This window comes from Halocatena halophila, assembly GCA_027563145.1.
Taxonomy (GTDB): domain Archaea; phylum Halobacteriota; class Halobacteria; order Halobacteriales; family Haloarculaceae; genus Halocatena; species Halocatena halophila.
On the sequence record CP071306.1, the window covers coordinates 2406082 to 2426176 of the forward strand.

Genomic DNA, 20095 nt, shown 5'->3' on the forward strand with positions numbered 1-20095 from the left:
TTTGACGAATTGGAAAACTGACGCTAATTATTGCCGTGGTCAGGTTGGTTGTAAAGATGACAGGCTGCCGGGTGCGGTTCTTTTTGCAACACCGGCTCAGACTGCTCGCAGATGCTGGCAAACTTGTTGTCGAGCGTCGCTTCGGCTTCGCCCCATTTGCCGTTGCTGATGAGTTCGATCACGTAGGCGATCGTCATTCTGTTTTCTCCGCCGAGGGCCGTCTCGAACAGTTGATCGACTAGCTCCTGGGGTGAGGCCTCTCCACCCTGTCGAGTCGACTGGGGTCTCGCCACGTTGGTTCCACCATCGGTGGCGTACGCAACTTCCTGCATCGCCTCAATATCGATGGCCCGCTCTTTTACCTGCTGGCGGAAATGCATCACCTCGCGGTAGGCCTCCTGGGAGATGTCGATGTCATTGGGCGGAATAATCGACGGACAACGGGTTCTGAACGAACAGCCCGATGGCGGATCGACGGGGCTCGGGACAGTTCCTTCGAGGATGATCCGGTCTGTATCACGCGTTGGATCCGGAACCGGAATTGCAGACAGCAACGACCGAGTGTACGGATGCTTCGGCTCGGCGAACAGCTCATCTGTCGGCGCGATCTCGACGATCTGGCCCAGATACATCACCGCGATACGGTCGCTGATGTGGCGCACGACAGACAGGTCGTGTGCGATAAAGAGGAAGGTGAGCCCGAACTGTTGCTGGAGATCCTCTAGCAGGTTGATAATCTGAGCCTGCACACTCACGTCGAGCGCGCTCACTGGCTCATCACAGACAATGAAGTCCGGATCGACAGCGAGTGCTCGCGCGATCCCAACGCGCTGGCGCTGTCCTCCCGAAAGCTCGTGGGGGTAACGATCTCGCTGAGTGGGATCGAGCCCGACAGCACTCAACAGCTCTGTGATCCGCTGGTCGCGAACGTCCCATTTCTCCCGGTCGATCTCGACAGACAGGGTAAGCCCCCGGTGACTTGAGGTCAGGTCGATGTCGAGATCCTCCTCCGAGAGGATCGGCGTTCGAATCTCAAGCGAACCGATTTCGTCGTTTCGAATCGTCACCGCGATGTCGCTGTCGTCCCGGTCGACGAGTTCTCCAAGCAACGAGTCGGAGCCGGTGAGATCGATCTGTTTTCCACCGACGACAGTCGCCGAAATGTCGAATCGCGGCCGATCGTGGATCTGTAACGGCTCTTCGATCGTCTTGCCAACCGTCTGGCGCGGATCGAGACTCGACAGCGGATCCTGGAAAATCATCTGCATGTCTCGGCGTGTTTTGCGCAGTTCAGATCGGCTCAAATCGTCCAGTGGCTCGCCTGCGAACAGCACTGAGCCGTCTGTCGGCTCGATCAATCGCATGATCGATCGACCAGTTGTGGACTTTCCACAGCCCGACTCACCAACGAGTCCCAGGGTTTCACCCTCGTACACGTCGAGGTCGATTCCATCAACCGCTTTGACCGTTCCATCACCGAAGAGCCGACCGAGAATGCCACTCTCCTGTGAGAAGTGTTTTGTCAGCTCGCGTGTGGAAATCAACGGCTCCTCGGTCGTGTCTACGTCTTTCGTCGAGCTGGCACGAACCCCTTCTGGCTGATACCGCGAGATGTCGTACTCCGGGAGGATGCATTTCGCCCGGTGGTTGGTCTCATCGCTCCCGTGCTGGAGGAAGGGTATCTCCCCGTGTTCACACTCGGGTTTCGACCACGGACATCGTGGTGCAAAATGACACCCGTCAGGCATATTTATCAGATCGGGAACGTTGCCCTCGATCGGTGTGAGCCGATCGGTTCCTTCGTGTGGGATCGATTCTAGCAGCGTGTAGGTGTATGGATGCGATGGATTCGTGAAGATTTCCTCGACGGGGCCTTCTTCGACGATTTCTCCGGCGTACATCACCGCCACGCGATCGCAGGTTTCGGCCACGACACCGAGGTCGTGAGTAATAAACAGCACCGACATTCCGATTTCCTGCTGAAGATCTTTGATCAGATCCAGGATCTGCGCCTGGATCGTGACATCGAGCGCGGTGGTTGGCTCATCGGCGATCAACAGCTTTGGTCGACACGCCAGTGCGATGGCGACGAGGACGCGCTGGCGCATTCCTCCGGAGAATTCGTGTGGATACTCGTCGACCCGCTGAGTGGGTTCTGGAATACCAACCTCATCGAGCAGTTCGATCGTTTCTTCTCGAATCTCTTCGCTCATCCGTCCGGGAACGAGCGATTCGAGAATTGCGTTTGGCCAGTTGTCTTTTCGTTTGCCGCCGTATCGGTGGAGTCGAAGGCTTTCGGCGATCTGTTCGCCGATCGTGAGCGCAGGATTCAACGACGTCATCGGATCCTGGAACACCATTCCGATGTCGCCCCCCCGGATGTCACGGAGGAGATTTTCGGGCGCTTCGCTCAGATCGATCCAGCCATCATCGATGGAGAGAGAACCCCCTTCCGAATCCGGAGTGATGATCTCTTCGGGCTGGCGTCGCGCCATCGAGGCGAGTCCATCAGCCCGATCCGGAGGCGTCTGTCCCGACGGTATGGCGTTCGGATCGATCGACGCGTCGTTGATGTGGATGAATCCTTCGTGTCGAGCGGTGACGATTGCTTCTGGATAGTCTCTCGCGATTCGACTGACAGTCGCGGAGTCGTGAAACGCAACTTGACCGGCAGTCACTTCCCCCGGTGCGTCCACGAGATCCATCGCAGAGAGTGCCGTTACCGACTTCCCAGAACCACTCTCTCCCACGAGTCCGACGGTCTCACCCGCTTTTATGGTGAGGTCGATATCGTTCACCGCCTCGACGACACCGCGATCGGTGTCGAACTCTGTTCGCAGACCTGACAACGAGAGTAAATCGGGCACGGTTGAGAGTCGTTAGAATAGGACAGTTAAATCATTTAGGAACTTCGCTGTCGCCATCCGGCGAGCATGAGTGCTACAGCGCCGCCGAGCAGCCCGAATCCAGCGCCCTCAGTCGATGTGGCCGGAATCGTCTCCGTTCGCTTATCGGGAGATCGACTATCGGTCGTGGCAGAATTTGGCTGGGTAATGGGCGTGTCTGAATTCGGGGTGTTTTCGTCGGGAGTGACTTTCGAGTCGTCGGTGTGAGCTGCAGCATCGACAGATTCGAGGACATGCATCGAACCACCGTGAAAGTAACACCGTTCGTCGACGACAGCGGCCAGCTCGAGCCCGCCGATTTCGGGCCGGGTGATGGCGGTGGTAGAGCGAATCGTTCCGTCCGTGGGATCGAGCGTGCTGCCACCAGCGTACAACAGCGATCCCACCCGTGCGAGGCCGGCAGTTGGCACCTGTCCAGTCGGTGAGCGATCATCGGTTGGCGGCGTCTCCGGGAGCGTTTCTCGCCAGAGTTCGGAGCCATCCGATCGGTCGAGGGCAATGATGGTGTTTGCGTTGTTCATCGAGAGATACACTCGATCGTCGTCGATCGCCTCGACGGCGACGATGGTTTCTCCGCCGTAGGCTGTTTTCCACAGCTCCGTTCCCGTTATGACATCGAGGGCGATGAGCGTCGAACCGGGATAGGCGGCCTCCCAGACGATCAGCGTGTCGTTCCAGACGGCCGGGACGTTGCGGGCGTTAACGTCTGGTAGTGCATCCCACAGCACCTTTCCGCTCGGTGCATCGAGTGCTGTCACGCCTTCGGTTTCGGCGACGAACACACGTCCATCGGCAACCAGTGCCGTGTTCTGTCCGGGGGTGTCGAGATCGATCGGTGCTTGCCAGAGGATAGAACTGCCCTGGGCGTCGATTCGATAGACGTAGGACTGATTGGACCCAGAGAGCGCTGGCCCACAGCAGAACACCGAATCACTGTATGCTGTCAGTGGCGAGAACGTCTTTGGACTATCAACGCCGAGTTGCCATCGTTTCGAGCCACTGTCGGCTTCCACGGCGACGATTGTCGCGTGTGCGGTCTCGTTTTCGTTACCGATTCGAACCGGAGCCAACACGATGTCGTTTACAACACTCGGGACGGCGATGTCGGCGCGCATCGAATCGTCGTAGTCGGATTGCGGGACCGTCGCTTTCACCGACCATCGTTCGGTTCCATCGGTTGCGTCGTATGCCCGGATCGCTGAATCGGCGGCGTACACCGTTCCGTTCACGATCGCCCCAATCTCCGTTTTGCTCCCATCGCGGGTTTCCCCCACGCTCCATGCTGTCGTCAGCTCACCGGTGGGTCCAGTTCCCTCCGGGAGCCACGACGTTTTTCCCGCTGTTGCTCCGGGTTGTGTCCAGCTAACGTCAGCGTCAGCCCCCTCCGATACACCACTGCCTGCTGCCACTACACCCAGCCCAATGCCGGTGACAGCAGAAAGAAACCCCCGCCGAGAGATCGCGTCGGTCGAACTGGTCATCGATGATGGATTTTAGAACTGCGCGTAATGTGTCTTCTGTCCTGGCAGTGCTGTTACCGCCGTCGTCGCCAGCCGGCAATGCCCAGCGCGGCGATCGCTGCCGGGATGGTGAATCCGGGACCGTTGGTAGCGGTGGTTTCATCCCCTGCGGGTGTGCTTTCTGTTCGTTCTGCGGGTGGGATTGCAGTTGTCGATGGGCCAGCATCCGTGGTTCGGGCCGTCGAACTCATTTTCGTTGATTCTGGTGTGGCTGCTGGTTCAGTGGCTGTCGGTTGTGGGGTCCCTTGCTGTGTCGTCTCGCCCTCGACGACGATGAGACCCCCACCGCCAAGAAACAGCTTTCCGGCTGTGATCGCTTCGACTCGATAGGTAGTCATCACTCCAGCATCGTGTGTGAACGTCTGCTTGATTGTGCCCGTTGCTGGATCGAGGATAGCGCCACCGGCGTACAACAGCGATCCAATCCGGGTAAGAATCCCTCGCGGGACCCGTTCAGTGGACTCCTCCTCATGCGATCGATCCACATCCGTGGTTCGCCACTGTTCGCTCCCGTCGGTGCGGTTGAGGGCGACGATGGTACCATTTTCTCCTCTCCTATAAATATCTACATAGAGATGGTCCACATCGGTTGCCATCTCTGTGACGTATCCGTTCTGGGAGAACGCCTGCTTCCATCGTTGCTCACCAGTCTCTGCGTCGAGAGCGATAACGGTAATCCCCGGATCAGTGCTTTCGTGCACGTAAATCGTGCCGTCTGCGATGGCTTCTATGGATAGCTCTTGTACCCGTGGTAGTGCAGACCAGAGTTCATCACCGGATGTGCGGTCGTAGGAAACGATCCCGCGTGCTCGCGTGATGAATAGCTGCCCGTTTGCACTCTCCTGGTCCTTGATTGGTGTCTGCCTTTGACTGACCGACCACACCGTCTCGCCCGTTCGTGTGTCGTACGCCGTGACCGTTTCGGGCTGTGTGGCGATCACGAGACCGTTTTCAACGTGTGGTGCCCCCGCTGTACTGTGTTCCTCACGGTCTATTCGTTGTCGCCATCGAACAGAGCCATCCTCTGGCTGGAGACAGTACAGATAGGTGTACTCACCACCGTCAATGTCGCCCCCCACAACGTACAGGAGTCCATCGCCGACTGTCACGGACGATAGCTCTGCTTTGACTGGGAATTCGACCCGCCAGCGTTTTTTCCCAGTCTCTGCATCGAGTGCAACGAGCGCAGCCTGGACGTGGTCGAACGCGTCGAACACGCCATAATGGATCGGTGCGTACACTGTTCCGTCGACAACCGTCGGTGGCTCAACGTCAGGATGATCGGCTTCGGGGTTTGGCTCCGGTGGTGGGCCGCCTGTGAAGATCCATTGCTCGGTCCCGTCTTCGATATCGAACGCTCCAAGTCGCTCACCTGCTGCGTACACTGTCTCACCGACGATCGGTCCCACCTCAACGCCGTTTCGCCATGCACTCACACCGCCACCCCAGGCCTCAGAAAGGGATCCTGCGGGACCAACCTCTCCAATGGCACCGTCTCTCTGGGCGCTGTAATCCACTGGCTCCATCTTGGACACTTGCGTTGAACTCGCCGTCTTTGCCGAGACCCCACCGCTACCAACTACCAACCCAGCTGCCGTCACTCCGAGAAATTTCCGCCGAGAAAGTCCTTCAGAACTATATTTCATTATCGGATCGTGGGTGGGTTCTATAAAGTGTCTTGTGGGCTGGCTCCTGTTTTCGATCTCTTCCAGCGATATTTTTCTCCCATAATATGGGAACTTTGAATCCATTTTCGACAATTGAGATAATACGGACGGTGTTGTCTATACAATTGACAACCTTCATTCCCCGGCATTTGCAACGAATTAATTTTCCCGTCTCTTTGTGAGCGCACGTGTGCGTTATACAAAGTCATATAGTACAGATTTTCGGTCGTTTGATTGTTCTCGATCCATGTGGACTCTGAATCAGCGTATACTGGGGTTGTTAGCGCTCACATGTTCGTATCGTTACCGAACCGAGATCTGATGGGTCTACTCACGGATTCGGAGACAAAGGAGTCCGCTCTCCCCGATTTGAACGGGGGGCAAGTCGATCTACAGTCGACTGCTCTGCCAGACTGAGCTAAGAGCGGTTATCCTTCCGTATGGCAATCCACAATTTAACCCTTTCCCTTCATCAGCGTTGAGTCACTCGGTTTCACACACCATTCAGAGTGTAGCCACATCCATGCAAGCCATCCACAGCAATCATCACGCCACACGTTTACACCGGCTTCATCAGGCTATACGTCCAATCGGTCCAGTTCCCTGAATTCAGTTCGAAGACCGTGGATGGGACAGACAGTGTAAGACGCGTAGTACGGATACACCTGTCCCTAAAAAAGAGCCGACTACACCACCAATCGAACCCAATCCGCGTAAATCATCGTATAAGACGCTTCAACGGCAAATTGGGCGAATCTGTCTACAATTATATTCGACAGTATAACTGGACTAATTTACAGATTTCTGCCTAACTGGCGGCTCTAATTGCAAAATTCGGATGAATAGAAGATAATCCACCCTCGCTGAATCGCTGTAAACGCAAATTTACCGGGATAGATGGCCTCAGTTCTGTGTTCCGGTCTGAGTTTTCACTCGTGTCATACACAGGGCAAAGATTTATTATACCGGCGATAATGCACTCACCTGCGTAAGACGACCGTCTTACACGGCAGTGCGTGCGTAGAAAATCGGTCGGTTGCTGGCGATTTCGTCGTGTAGGACGCCCGGCGGAAGGCTGTCCGCCCACTACGTCTTACCGGAAAAGGGGAAAATCATGGAGCGTGTGACACTACGGATTCCAAAACAACAGATCGAAGCAGTTGAACAACTGGTCGAGACGGGTGAGTTTCCCAACCGGAGCGAAGCGATTCGGTCAGCAGTCCGGGAAATGATCAACGAGGAGGACCCAGAGCGCAACCGACGAGAGTCCAAGCGTCAGTGGGCGCGTGTGTGACGATGCAAGACCTCGTCAACGATGCGCTTGAACACGCCGAGGCTGAAGAACGCAAGGCGGCCAACGTCGAAAATATCGACGAATTCGGCGATCCTCGGATCGTCGTGGTCGGCTGTGGCGGTGCCGGTAACAATACGGTCAACCGGCTATACAACATCGGCGTCGAAGGCGCAGACACGGTTGCGATCAACACCGACAAACAGCACCTACAGATGATTGAAGCCGATACCAAGGTGCTCGTCGGTAAATCACTCACACAGGGTCTCGGTGCTGGCGGCGACCCTGCGATGGGTGAACGTGCGACGGAAATGGCCCGTGGAACGATTAAAGAAGTGCTTAGCGGTGCAGATCTAGTTTTCGTAACTGCCGGCATGGGCGGTGGAACGGGGACCGGCGCTGCACCCGTGATCTCGAAACTGGCCAAAGAACTCGGTGCGATCGTGGTGGGCATGGTGTCGACGCCGTTTAACGTCGAACGCGCCCGAACGGTCAAAGCCGAGGAAGGCCTCGAACAGCTGCGAAATGAGGCCGACTCGATCATCGTTCTCGACAACAACCGCCTGCTGGATTACGTCCCGAACCTCCCGATCGGCAAGGCGTTCTCGGTGATGGATCAGATCATCGCCGAAACCGTCAAAGGGATCTCGGAGACGATTACCCAGCCATCGCTGATCAACCTTGATTACGCGGATATGACCGCCATCATGGGTCAGGGCGGTGTGGCTGTCATGCTGGTTGGAGAGACACAGGACAAAAACAAAACCGAAGAGGTGGTTCGCGACGCGATGAGCCATCCGCTGTTGGATGTGGATTATCGAGGCGCGACGGGCGGACTCGTCCACATCACTGGCGGACCGGATCTGACGCTCAAAGAAGCCGAGGGCATCGCACAGCGAATCACCGAACGGCTCGAAGCCGATGCAAACGTCATCTGGGGCGCTCGGATCCAACAGGAGTATAAGGGCAAGGTCCGCGTGATGGCGATCATGACCGGCGTCCAGAGCGCACAGATTCTCGGCCCGACCACGCAGAAACAGGCCGACGCATCTCGCCGTGCAGCACTCGACCGGGTCGATACGGACGCCGAAACGGCATATGGGAGCGCCCAGTCCGACGGTGGGCAGGACTCGATCGAGAAAAACAACGGTCTCGACGTTATTCGGTGAGAACAATACACAACATGCCCAGAACAGTTCGTATTCGCGTATAATTTTCATCCGACATCGTTGATATTCTATAGGATGAACGTATCTATCCGATTGTAACTGCCCGTGACCAGGAGCACGCGCTCACGCAGTGTGTATGGATTCGACTAGTTGACACTTTCTGCAGATGTCACCGGTGGTAGGTGACCCACACCGTTCACAGTCCTGAAGGTCCGGTTGTTCGTCCGTGTCGTACTGTTCGGCGACAACGTGGGCGATTTCCTCATATCCTGCCATGATGGAATGTCGCGTTCCGGGATGTTTGGATTCGAGCCCGAGCAACAATTCCTGGATTTCTCCTCGGTATGCTTCGCTGGCGTGGGGACACTCAGCCATGTGGACGGGGAGATCTTTCAGATGAGCATATAGTGCAACTTCCTTTTCGGGGATGTCTCGAAGGGGTTTCGCCCGTGGGACGAACGGCTCGTTGTTGCTCCCAGATGGGCGGTCGGGAAATGGCCCGAGACTGGCGTCGAAATGCTTTGCAATCTGTTTGACATCTCCTTCGAGAACGTTCATTAGCGCGGTTTGTGCCTCATCATCCAGATTGTGACCGGTGAGAAGCTTATCCGCCCCGTACTGCTCGGCATACCGAGAGAGGATATCGCGCCGGAAGACGCCACAGTATGCACACGGAGCCATGTTTTCGGGATCAGATTCGGCGACCGAATCCATCTCGAGGTCGAATTCGGACGCGTAACTCACCACCTCGTGTCGCAGCTCCATCCCGTCAGTGAGTTCGACACACGCATCGACGGAGGCGTCACGATAGCCCTCGATCCCTTCGTGAATCGTCAGCGCAACCAGTTCGATCCTCGGATCCTCAGCGAACGTATCATAGAGTAAGTCCGTGAGAACGACGCTGTCTTTGCCCCCAGAGAGGCCAATCACCCACGTTTCTGGATCATCGGGTGTAGTTCGGTTGTCGATGAGTGCATCCTCACGAATCCGACGCTTGACGCGCTTTTCGACTGACCGGAGAAAATGGCGCTCACAGAGATGCAGCCCGGAGTACGCAGCGTGCATGACTGCAGACGCTCCGCACTTGTCGCAGTCCATGACTGTCGTTATGGGGAGAGCCGAATAACGGTTCCGTCACTCATCGCCGAGCGTGGCAGTTTTCGGCTTCGAAAGAAAAGCACCTCTATGGCGCAGTTTTCCCGCTCGGCAGCCGTCGATCGACTCGAACGACTGATCGAGCAGGTTGAAACCGAATCGATGGCGGTCCCCGTTCGCGAACTGTGGGTCTACGGAGATCTCGTGCTGGGCGTCGATCCGGTCGAACGGCTGTCGGTATACTGTACGAAAGAGTTACTGTTCGAGAACGATGACGCTGCGGCGGCTTCATTCCGGGACTCTCACGGGATCGACGGCGTCGGAAAAACGGTGAGTGCCGAGTGGGCCCGCGAGTTTCCCGAGGCGCTTCGTGCGAACGCAAACGGCCACGTGGCCCCCGAAAAATGTCTCGCAGCACAGTTGATTGACGACGAACCCATTCATCTTGAAGTGTGTAACACCGGCTTTGAGCGCAACGTCACCCAGCGGTTGAAAGGGGCAATGGCCCGGTCGGACTACGAACAGATTCTCGATCCACGAGGGGTCTGTCTCTGGGTTGATGGTACTCGCTCGACCGATGCGTTCGAGAAGCTCAGGGCTGGCGAGCTCGTTTTTCCAACGCTCGCTGAGTCGCTTACGATGCTCGGAATGGACCAGGAACAGGCAACTGAGGCCGCCACTACCGTAATGGAGTATCGAGAACGCCAGGACGGTGTGACCGTTCGTGGTGATATCGTCTAAGAACGTATCCGTCAGCGAAAGCGAAACGCTCCGAGGAGCGCTCAGTTTCCGGTTTCGATCGGTGCGTCCACGAGGTTGCCCCACTCGGTCCAGGAGCCATCGTAGTTGACGGCCTCCTCGTAGCCGAGCAGTTCGTGGAGCGCAAACCAGGCGATCGAGGACCGCTCACCGATTCGGCAGTAGGCAATTACATCGCCGTCGCCGTTGATGTCCTCGGCTCCGTAGAGCGCCTCAAGGTCGTCTCGACTCTTGAATCGCCCATCATCCTGAACGACTGCAGCCCAGGAGACGTTGCTCGCACCCGGGATGTGGCCGCCGCGCTGAGCGGTCTCCTGCAGTCCCGGTGGCGCAAGGAGTTCGCCACTGAACTCCTCGGGCGAGCGAACGTCCACGAGCGGGACGCCGTCACCGATCGCGGCCTCAACGTCACTCCGGTAAGCACGAATCGACTCGTTGGGCTCACCAGCCGTGTATTCGACCGCCGCGAACGAGGGCTCCTCGTCGGTCAGCGGGTAGTCGTTGTCGAGCCAGTAGTCACGTCCACCATCGAGTAGTCGAACGTCGTCGTGGCCGTAGTATTTGAACTGCCAGTAGGTGTAGGCAGCGAACCAGTTGGAGTTGTCACCGTAGAGAACGACGGTAGAGTCGTTGGCGATCCCGTGCTCGCCAAGCAACGACTCGAAGTCGGACTGATCGAGCAGGTCGCGTCGCGTCTGATCCTGCAGCTGCGTCTCCCAGTTGAAGCCAATCGCACCGGGGGCGTGTCCATCGCCGTAGGCCTCCGTGTCTACGTCGACTTCGACGAGTCGATACGAGGAATCGTCGGACTGAAACTCATCGAGGTGGTCTTCGACCCACTCCGCTGAGACGAGAACATCATTCGCGTACTCACTCATGATACAGTTGAACTCACAGTTCCAGCGATATATCCGTGTTACTGTCGGCTCCTTTCGCCGCTCGTTTGTCCTACCGGAAACAATTGCCCCTACGACTGGTGGCGTAAACGTCTCTCAACGGTGGGATGGTGGAAACGGTCCCCACGGAGCACTGACGAACCACACTTCAGGATGTATTTGCCGGGAGCTCAGAGAATGTTGAGAGTAAACAATTCAAGGTCGATCACACGTAGAAGATGACATGGACACAGTGGTTGGGCTCTCGACGGTCGCGGAGTGGCTTGGCGTCGATGGTGGGTCAGCCTCGACAGACGACGTTCGCGTCGTCGACGTTCGAGACGCCTGGGAGTACGACGGGATCGGTCATCTCCCTGGCGCAGTGAACGTGCCGTTCGACTCGTTCCGTTCGGCTACAGGCGGTGACGATGGGATGTTGCCTGGGGCGGACGCCTTTGCAGAGCTGGTCGAATCGGTTGGGATTTCTTCGGACGATCGGCTCGTCGCGTACGACGACATGCACGGGGTGTTCGCCGCCCGGTTTCTGGTGACGTGTGAGCTCTACGGTCACGACCCGGACCGGCTTCATCTTCTGAACGGCGATTACAGCGCCTGGAATCAGTCCTATCCGGTCGATCAGGACACTCCATCGGTTTCGGAGGGGACCTACGACGCCACGGTACTTGAGGCGGGTCCGCTGGTGGGTGTAAAAGCAGTCGAGCAGGCGATGGACGATCCGTCGACCGTACTGGTTGACACGCGAGAGAAAGACGAGTATGCTGCTGGGCACATTCCAGGGGCAGTACGATTGAACTGGATGGAACTGGTCGATGAGACCGATCGCGGGGTAAAATCGGATGCGACACTCCGATCGATACTCGAGAGTGTCGGTATCACGTCGGATCGATCGATCGTCCTCTACTGCAACACTGCGCGGCGGCTGAGCCACACGTACACGGTGTTGCGCCATCTGGGCTATCCAGCGCTCTCGTTCTACGAAGGAAGTCTGACGGAGTGGCGAGACCGTGATCTTCCACTCACAGCGGACGATTAAGCCTGTTCTCTGGACGTGGAGGGAGTTGTTCGTGATCGGTTCGTCGCGTGTGCAACGAGGATAATGAAAAGTGCGCACCCGATTGCGCCGGCGGTCCGAAAGAACCCCCTTCCCGTGGGGGCGACGTAGGTCGCATATCCCAGTGCGGCCATTCCGTAGGTGAACGCGTCGAGTTCTTCATCGTAGCGGGCGGCGAGCGCACCGAGGGCAAGCAAGCCCATCACGAGACCTCCATCGAGCAGTTGTGGCGTTCGAAGGCCAAACGCTGTCGTCGAATCACTGGCTGCGAGCGCGCCCGTCAGTGTGAGAAATATTACGAGCGCCAGCAGACTCGTTTTCTGGTACGATCCGTCCATGTCGGTGCGTGCACGGCGATTCTCTTACCGTTTCCGACGGTCTTGTTTGATGACGATCACGGCGTCTTCGAGCTCTCGCACGTCACCTGTCGTCTCGAACGTTCGATCGATGACGGGCTCGTACAGCTCAGAATCGAGCTCCAGGCCGGCAACCGAAAGCGTGTCGTCGCTGATCGAGAACGCACCCTCTGCGATCGCCTGTTCGATTTCTGCGAGCCGCTCTGAGGCGATCCCGTTGTCATCGAAACCAAGCGGGAAGTAGACGCCGCCGTCGGTCATCGATCGGTAACGGGCGACGATGTCCTGGAGGACCGTCATGTACAGGTGGCCGATGTGGAGCTCGCCTGAGATCGTCGGCGGTGGACTGTCGATGGTGTAAGCGGCTGGTGAGTGTCCGTCTCCGCGCTGTCGTCGGTTGGTGTGTTTTCCATGATCTGTGGATTGTCTCATAGCTCTGACTACGATCCGTCGAACCGATCCAGAAAATGGAGAGAGTGGCCCCTATTGGGGGCCTACGAACGCACCGCTACGGGATGTACCTGCCATCGAACCGATGGAGTACGCCCACATACGACGACGCAGTCGTCGCGGTCGCTTAACTGTTGTGTCTCTTCTCATTCATTCTTCGCCCTCTTTTCTTTATGACTGATTGATGAGAATGGAACAAATTGTGATGAACTATTTCAACAATAATCAACTTTTATAATACAGTCGTCCTGATGTGTCTTGTATGCCGTTTACCAGTGGTCCGGACAATGATGGTGACGCGTCAGACGAGGGGCAACGATTCCCGCGAGTTGATCGGCGTGGCTTCGTTGGTGGACTCGGCGCGCTGCTCGCCGGCACCGCGTTCACCCGATCGATCGACGCCGAGATGGCCGCACCCGTCGTTGACGGCGATGCCAGCCCCAGCCACGTCGTCACCTCACCGAATGGCGCACTCGCGGTGACGTTCGACGTTGCGGATGGGACGCCTCGCTACCACGTGGAGTACGACGGTCGGACCGTGCTGTCGGACTCTGCGATTGGCTTTGAGTTTCGGGACCAGCCACCGCTCACCGACGGATTCGTCGTCACGGGGAGCACGCGAACGTCGTTCGACGAGACGTGGACACCAGTGTGGGACCAGCACGAGACGATCCGCGAACGATACGAATCGCTTCGGGTTGGACTCGTAGAAACGGACGGCCGTGAGCGCGCGCTGACGGTCGCGATCCGGGTTTTCGACGATGGGGTTGGGTTTCGCGTCGAGTTTCCACGAGACAGCGGCGTCGGTGCGTTCGCCATTACGTCCGAGCGGACGGAGTTTGCGTTCCCGGACGATCCCACGGCCTGGTGGATTCAGAACGACTTCAACAGTTACGAGTATGCCCACGAAACGACGCCGCTCTCGGAGCTGCACACGACGAGTCCGACGGGGGGAGCCCACACGCCGCTGACGATGCAGCGAGACGATGGACTGTATCTGAGCCTCCACGAGGCGGATCTGGTGGATTACGCGGCCATGGGGGTGACGCCGCAATCGGCCGGCAGTACGGTGCTCGAATCGACGCTCGCCCCCATGCCAGATGGGACAGCAGTGCTGGGCAATGCGCCCCACCGAACGCCGTGGCGAACGCTTCAGGTCGCCGAACAGCCGGGTGAGCTTATCGAATCGAATCTGATCGTCAATCTCAACGAACCGCTAGACGCCGCGGCGTTTCCAGACGGCACCGACTGGATCGAACCACAGAAGTTCCTCGGCATCTGGTGGTTGATGATTACGAATCGGGCGGACTGGCAGTATCACGACACGGAATCGGGCAACCACGGCGCACAAACCGGGCGGATGAAACAGTACATGAAATTCGCCAGCGAACACGACATTCCGAGCGTGCTCGTCGAGGGATGGAACGATGGCTGGCGGTCTTATCCCGGTGATGGGAGCGCAATGGACTTCGATACGACCTATCCCGACTTCGATCTCGATGCGGTGACCGCGTTCGGCAAGCAACTTGACCCGCCGGTCGAGATGACGGCACACAACGAGACCGCTGGAGCGATCACGAACTACGAATCACAGCTTGAGGCAGATTCTAGTCCGTTTGCCACCTACGAGCACCACGGAATCCACTCGATCAAGACGGGCTACGTGGCCGATGACGGCGTGACGATCGATGGTGCCACCTACAACCACCACTGTCAGCCGATGGTCAATCACCACCGTCTGGTGTACAAACAAGCGGCGAAACACAGACAATTGCTTGAGATCCACGAGCCGATCAAACCGACCGGTGAACGCCGCACGTATCCGAACGTGATGACTCGCGAGGGCGTCCTCGGTCAGGAGTACGATGCGTTCGGTCGGATCGAGCCGTCTCACCACGTGACGCTGCCGTTCACCCGGATGCTCGCGGGACCGATGGAGTACACGCCCGGCATCTTCGATCTCGATTCCGGTGCGGGTGGGATCGAGACGACGCGTGCCAAACAGCTCGCGATGTATCCGGTTTATTTCAGCGGCCTCCAGATGGTTGCCGATCTCCCGAGTTCCTATCTCGCCGACCAGCCAGCGACTATCGAGCCAGGAACGGTCACTCAGGCCGAATTCGGCCAAATCGAAGGTTTCGAGACGGGTGCCCGGTGGGCGAACGCACAGGGTGAACGCTACGTCCGGATCGATCCCAACACCGCTGTGGAGAACGCCTCGGTCGCCTGGACGGTCACAGACGACGTGTCTGGCGAGTATGATCTCCATCTGCGGTGTGCTAACGACGCCGAAGACAATGCCGTTGGCCGTGGAACGCCACGAACGGCGACCATCGTCGTCGATGGCGAGCACCGAACTCAGGTGATAGTTCCCGAAACCGACTACTGGAACGACTGGACCACGCTTTCGACCACGCTCTCCATCGACGATTCCGCGACGACGGTCGCGATCGAACTGACCGATGACGACACTGGTGGATTCAATCTCGACGCCGTTGGGCTGAGTGCGCCCGGTGAACTGATGGGGACGCCAGCGCGCGCACCGATCCGTGGGCCGACCGTCCCGGCGTTTGACTTCATCGAAGCCGTTCCTGCCGGCAGTTGGGATGAAACGCGCGTGCTCGGTGGCGAAATCGGCGAGCACGTGGTGGTCGCCCGCCGACACGGTGAGGAGTGGTTCGTGGGCGCGATGACGGACGAGAACGAACGCGTCCAGTCGATTGGGCTCGAATTTCTCGATGGGGCACCCGGGCGACGACGCGGCCACGGGACCAGCAACGGCACCGGTCACCACGCTGGCGCGGGCGACCGTCGAGGGCACACGAAGGGGACGTACGTCGCCGAGATCTACGCCGATGGGCCCGATGCGACGTTTCCGGACGACGGCGACGCCGTCGCGGTGTACGAACGGCTCGTGAGGCCCGACGACACGATCACTGTGTCGATGGTGCACTCTGGTGGCCAGGCGATTCGGATTCGACCGGCAACGGCCAGCGATCTGGCGTCGGTTCCCCGCTATGGGGCTCCATCGCAGACGTACGATGGCGGCACCATTCCGGACACGGCAGTCATCAATTCGTCGTTCATCAGCGTCAGCGGAACCAACGAGGGGAACGTAGTCGGTGGTGAGGAGCTGACGATCACCGTCGATGGAGCGCCAGTAGACACGGCGCTCGCTCGCTTTGGTCCGGGAGCTAACACCCAGACGCTCTCGTTTTCGCTGTCGTCGCCCGGAACGTACGAGGTTGCAGTCGAAACGCCCGACGGGACGACCATCACGAGCAACACCGTCACCGTCCACGTCACTGACGGCGAACAGCTCGCCGTTTGGCGTGACGCCACCGGTGACGACCACGGTCCCGGTTCATACACGTATCCAACCGGCGAAATGTTCGAGGACGGCGTACTCGATCTCAGCGAGGTCGCTCTCTACGAGCAGGACGACCGCTATCAACTCATATACTGGTTGGATGGCCCGGTCACGAATCCGTGGAACGTCTCCGGTGGCTACTCGCTACAGCTGTTGCAGCTCTACGTCCGGGATCCGACGGTCGGATCGGCAGTCCCTGCCACCACCACGGGGCGTGCCGGGACGAACGTCACGTTCGAACGACCGTACCACTACCGCGTCATCGCGGCCGGTGGGCTCCAGACGGTCGAGAACGCCGCTGGCGACACCATCACAGAAGACGTTCACACCCGGGTCCATTCGTCGATCGACGCCATCGAGGTGACGTTCCCCAAACAGTCGGTCGGCGGCGCGCTTGAGGAGGCAGAACTGGCGGTGTTGTTGTTTGGAGCCGATGGCTATCAATCCGGGCATGTCCGTCCCGTACAGGCCTCGAACGCGACGTATCTCTTCGGTGGCGGTCGTGACGACAATATGAACCCGAATGTGATCGACATGCTGACGCCAGAAGACACGACACAGACAGCAGTGCTTGATTACTCCGATACCGAAAATGCGATCATTCCGTTCTTGAACCGCTGAGCGACTTCAGTCGTCGGCCACCATCGTATCGGCGGTCACCGCTTCTGCAAGCAGCTCGGAGAGCCCGACGATCTCGATGTCGTCTTCGAAGCCGCCGGTCTTGCGCCCGTCTTCGTACATCGTCATGCACATCGGACAGGCGACGACGAACGTCTCGATCTCTGCGCCGGCGTCGGTGTCTTCGAGCGCCTCACGGAGCCGCTCTTCGCTCGGTTTGGTCTCCTCTTCGAGATCCATCCAGAGGCCACCACCGCCACCACCACAGCAGTATGAGTTGGCGCGGTTTCGCGGCATCTCGTGGAGCTCACAGCCGGTCTGGCGGACGAGTTCGCGCGGTGCCTCGTACTCGTCGTTGAACCGCCCGAGATGGCACGGATCGTGATAGGTGACGGTGTAATCCAGCTCGGATCCGGTGAGGCCGAGTTGCGGAACGAGCTCTTGAACCAGCTGCGTGTAATGATAGACGTCGATCTCGCCGTCTTCGTTCCAGCCGAACTCTGGATACTCGTTCGTGAATGTGTTGAACGAGTGGGGATCCGTACAGACGATCGATTCGAACTCGCAGTCTTCGAACTGCGCGACGTTGTCCTCAACGAGCATCTCGTAGAGTCCTTCTTCACCAACACGACGGATGTCGTTGCCATCGTTTTGCTCATCATCGTAGAGAATGCCGTAGCTCACGTCGGCTGCCTCCAGGATGGTCGCCAGTGATTTGGCAACTTCCTGATTGCGCTCGTCGTAGCTCGGATAGTCTCCAACGTACCAGAGATACTCGACAGGTTCTTCGCGGGCGTCTGGCACCTCGAAATCCAGATCGTCCACCCAGTCCGGGCGCTTTCGCTCGGGGTCGCCGAACGTGTTTCCGTTCTGGAAGACGTTCATCATCGCCTCCTGGACGGTTTCAGTCATCTGGCCGGATTCGGTGAGCCGGCGGTTCATCTCCGTGAACTGCGTGACATGCTCGATTTCGACGGGACAGGCGTCCATGCAGGCCATACACGCCATACACGAGTCCATCGTCGAGCTGTCGATGACGCTCGTGCCGCCATCGGCGATGATCGGTTTCGATTCCGTCCGACCAGCGTCGAGCTCTTTGCGATACTCTCTGAGATCGAGGATCACGTCGCGTGGGTCGAGCGGCCGACCGGACGCTTTCGCCGGACAGACCGACGAACAGCGCCCACACTTCGTACAGGCGTCGTGATCGAGCAACTGCTTCCAGGAGAAGTCCTCGATGTCGCTCGCACCGATCTCGTCGGGAGAGGCGTCTTCTGGCACGCCAGGAAGTCGGATGCCCGCCTTCTCATCGCGGGTGACGACGTTGGCGAAACTCGAGATCATGTGGAACGGCTTGGCAAGTGGGATTGAGGCGATGAAGACGAACGCCAGCAGGGCGTGGGACCACCAGGCGAGTGGATAGATCGTCGTGGCCATCGACTCAGTGACACCTACGAGCCCGAACACGTCGGCGACGAACCAGCCGACGAAGCTCACGGTCTCGAAGTCCGGAAAGCCGCTGGCGAGGATGCGGACTCCCTCAACGAGATAGCCACCGACGCCGAGCAAAAACAGCATCCAGACGAGATAGCCGTCTTCAGCACTGGTGTGGCGACCCCAGAGCCGCTCGTTACGGGTGACATAGCGACGATAGAGCGCAACGCCGAGTCCCACGACGAACAACAGCCCCATCGCGTCCATCACGAACGAGTAGGAGAGGTAGAACGCCCCCTCAAAGAAGGACTGCTCTGTCCCCATTGCGGCCGTGATCTTCCGGTAGAAGTCCATGTCGATCATCAGGATCGTTGTCCCGATGAGCAGGGTCAGAAAGCCCCAGAGGATGAATGAGTGCATGAGGCCGCCGACGAAATCTCGGTTGAACTGCTTTTCGTTGGAGCCGACGATCTTCGCGGCGCTGACGATCCGTTTGGGTAACGCATCGAGTCGATCGAACGGGTCGTCAGTTCCATCCGTGTATCGCGCGAACCGCCGGTAGGCAAGCGCTCCGAACACCAGAACCGTCACGACAGCGAGGTAGTAAAACACTGCCTCGCCTATCGGTCCAATGAGCCAGAACGTCTCACGTGTCGGCGTTTGTGCCTGCAAGAGGCTCGTCATGGATTATCAGGATAGAAGGAGAAGGTTAAGTCTTACCAACAACCTTTCCACAGAAAGGAGTTGTTTTGGGGGTGAAGCTCCCGATATTCGCAATTATCGCCAGGTCGTGTTCACGAGCCACTCGGTGAGCTCGCGCTGGGCTTTCCGCAGATGTTCGGATGCTGTTCCAGTCGCACAATCGAGACGCTCTGCAACGTCGTCGATCGACCCTGATCGTGGCACGTCGAAATACCCGCACGCGTTCGCTTTTTTGATCGCGTCGTACTGTCGGTCGGTCAGTGCTGGACCAAAACCACCGCGCAAGCGCTCGTAGTTTCCGACCTGTTCGATTGTCACGTTCATCTCCTCTGGAAGGTGGTTGATCGTCGTTTGCAGTCGCTCGGCCCGTCCAACCATCGTCATCCGGGCAGCTCCGTCGGTACAGAAGTCCACTGGTGGTACGACGATCACTCCCGTTCGTTCAAACACCGCAAACAGCTGCTCGTCAGGAGTGATTGGCTCCTGTTCGATGTACGCAAAAAATGTTCCAGGCGAGCTGGTCGTGTCCGGGTTGCTCAACTCGTAAAATGAGATCTCGGGCACGTCTTCGAGTGCTTGCTCGTAGAGCTGCCGGTCTCCCTCCACCGCAAACAAAAACGTGTCCGGCCCGGTCGTTCGGGTGCCATAGAGCAACCGATCTCGTGAGAGCCCATCGTGTTCGACGATGCGTTGGTGGACGGGGTGGATAAACTGCTCTGAGAAATCAATAGCGAGACGAACGTATTTCATTGGCTGTGGCCACTCATTCCGGCGTATAAACGATATCGCATCCTTGTGACACTCTCTGTCA

Annotated in this window: 13 protein-coding genes, 1 tRNA gene and 1 pseudogene; 5 read left to right on the forward strand and 10 right to left on the reverse strand. The window is 58.1% G+C overall.

What is annotated here, in order from left to right:
* Positions 1-23: 23 nt before the first annotated feature.
* From JXQ78_RS12870 to JXQ78_RS12885, 4 genes are all read right to left on the reverse strand, one after another.
* Complete coding sequence (locus JXQ78_RS12870) at positions 24-2867, reverse strand: ABC transporter ATP-binding protein (protein ID WP_330631169.1); 2844 nt, start codon at positions 2865-2867, stop codon at positions 24-26.
* A gap of 35 nt (positions 2868-2902) precedes the next feature.
* Positions 2903-4387, reverse strand: a complete 1485-nt coding sequence (locus JXQ78_RS12875; RefSeq protein ID WP_330631170.1) for an outer membrane protein assembly factor BamB family protein — start codon at positions 4385-4387, stop codon at positions 2903-2905.
* 53 nt (positions 4388-4440) lie between these two features.
* The gene (locus tag JXQ78_RS12880; protein WP_330631171.1) at positions 4441-6072 is read right to left on the reverse strand and encodes an outer membrane protein assembly factor BamB family protein; all 1632 of its coding nucleotides are present in this window, start codon (positions 6070-6072) and stop codon (positions 4441-4443) included.
* A 375-nt stretch (positions 6073-6447) separates the two neighbouring features.
* A tRNA-Tyr gene (locus JXQ78_RS12885) sits at positions 6448-6521 on the reverse strand.
* Positions 6522-7207: 686 nt separating this feature from the next.
* Between JXQ78_RS12885 and JXQ78_RS12890 the strand changes: the two genes are divergently transcribed.
* Together JXQ78_RS12890 and ftsZ are read left to right on the forward strand one after the other, a co-directional pair.
* Positions 7208-7387, forward strand: coding sequence for a ribbon-helix-helix domain-containing protein (locus JXQ78_RS12890; RefSeq protein WP_330631172.1), 180 nt, complete (start codon positions 7208-7210; stop codon positions 7385-7387).
* 2 nt (positions 7388-7389) lie between these two features.
* The gene (ftsZ, locus tag JXQ78_RS12895; protein WP_330631173.1) at positions 7390-8553 is read left to right on the forward strand and encodes a cell division protein FtsZ; all 1164 of its coding nucleotides are present in this window, start codon (positions 7390-7392) and stop codon (positions 8551-8553) included.
* 123 nt (positions 8554-8676) lie between these two features.
* Here the strand turns inward: ftsZ and ncsA are convergent, their stop codons facing one another.
* Entirely contained in the window at positions 8677-9651 is a 975-nt protein-coding gene (ncsA, locus tag JXQ78_RS12900) for a tRNA 2-thiolation protein NcsA (RefSeq protein ID WP_330631174.1), read from the reverse strand.
* An 87-nt stretch (positions 9652-9738) separates the two neighbouring features.
* Here ncsA and JXQ78_RS12905 point away from each other — a divergent pair, with 87 nt between their 5' ends.
* A complete protein-coding gene (locus JXQ78_RS12905) occupies positions 9739-10389 on the forward strand; it encodes a DUF7095 family protein (protein WP_330631175.1) in 651 nt (216 codons plus the stop codon).
* Between the two features lie 41 nt (positions 10390-10430).
* Here JXQ78_RS12905 and JXQ78_RS12910 read toward each other — a convergent pair whose 3' ends face one another.
* Positions 10431-11285: a sulfurtransferase gene (locus tag JXQ78_RS12910; protein ID WP_330631176.1), complete on the reverse strand. Its 855-nt coding sequence runs from the start codon at positions 11283-11285 to the stop codon at positions 10431-10433.
* Between the two features lie 241 nt (positions 11286-11526).
* On the opposite strand from JXQ78_RS12910, the gene JXQ78_RS12915 reads away from it, so the two are divergent.
* Positions 11527-12336, forward strand: a complete 810-nt coding sequence (locus JXQ78_RS12915; RefSeq protein ID WP_330631177.1) for a sulfurtransferase — start codon at positions 11527-11529, stop codon at positions 12334-12336.
* Here JXQ78_RS12915 and JXQ78_RS12920 read toward each other — a convergent pair.
* A complete protein-coding gene (locus tag JXQ78_RS12920; protein ID WP_330631178.1) occupies positions 12333-12692 on the reverse strand; it encodes a hypothetical protein in 360 nt (119 codons plus the stop codon). The two genes, JXQ78_RS12915 and JXQ78_RS12920, sit on opposite strands and share 4 nt — an antisense overlap.
* Before the next feature lie 201 nt (positions 12693-12893).
* Positions 12894-13070: pseudogene (locus tag JXQ78_RS12925) on the reverse strand (class I tRNA ligase family protein); the annotation flags it as partial.
* Positions 13071-13422: 352 nt separating this feature from the next.
* Here JXQ78_RS12925 and JXQ78_RS12930 point away from each other — a divergent pair.
* Entirely contained in the window at positions 13423-17151 is a 3729-nt protein-coding gene (locus JXQ78_RS12930; protein WP_330631179.1) for a glycoside hydrolase family 97 catalytic domain-containing protein, read from the forward strand.
* Positions 17152-17157: 6 nt separating this feature from the next.
* On the opposite strand, the gene JXQ78_RS12935 is transcribed toward JXQ78_RS12930, so the two are convergent.
* Entirely contained in the window at positions 17158-19266 is a 2109-nt protein-coding gene (locus JXQ78_RS12935; RefSeq protein WP_330631180.1) for a heterodisulfide reductase-related iron-sulfur binding cluster, read from the reverse strand.
* Positions 19267-19359: 93 nt separating this feature from the next.
* Positions 19360-20034, reverse strand: coding sequence for a helix-turn-helix domain-containing protein (locus tag JXQ78_RS12940; protein ID WP_330631181.1), 675 nt, complete (start codon positions 20032-20034; stop codon positions 19360-19362).
* Positions 20035-20095 lie beyond the last annotated feature (61 nt).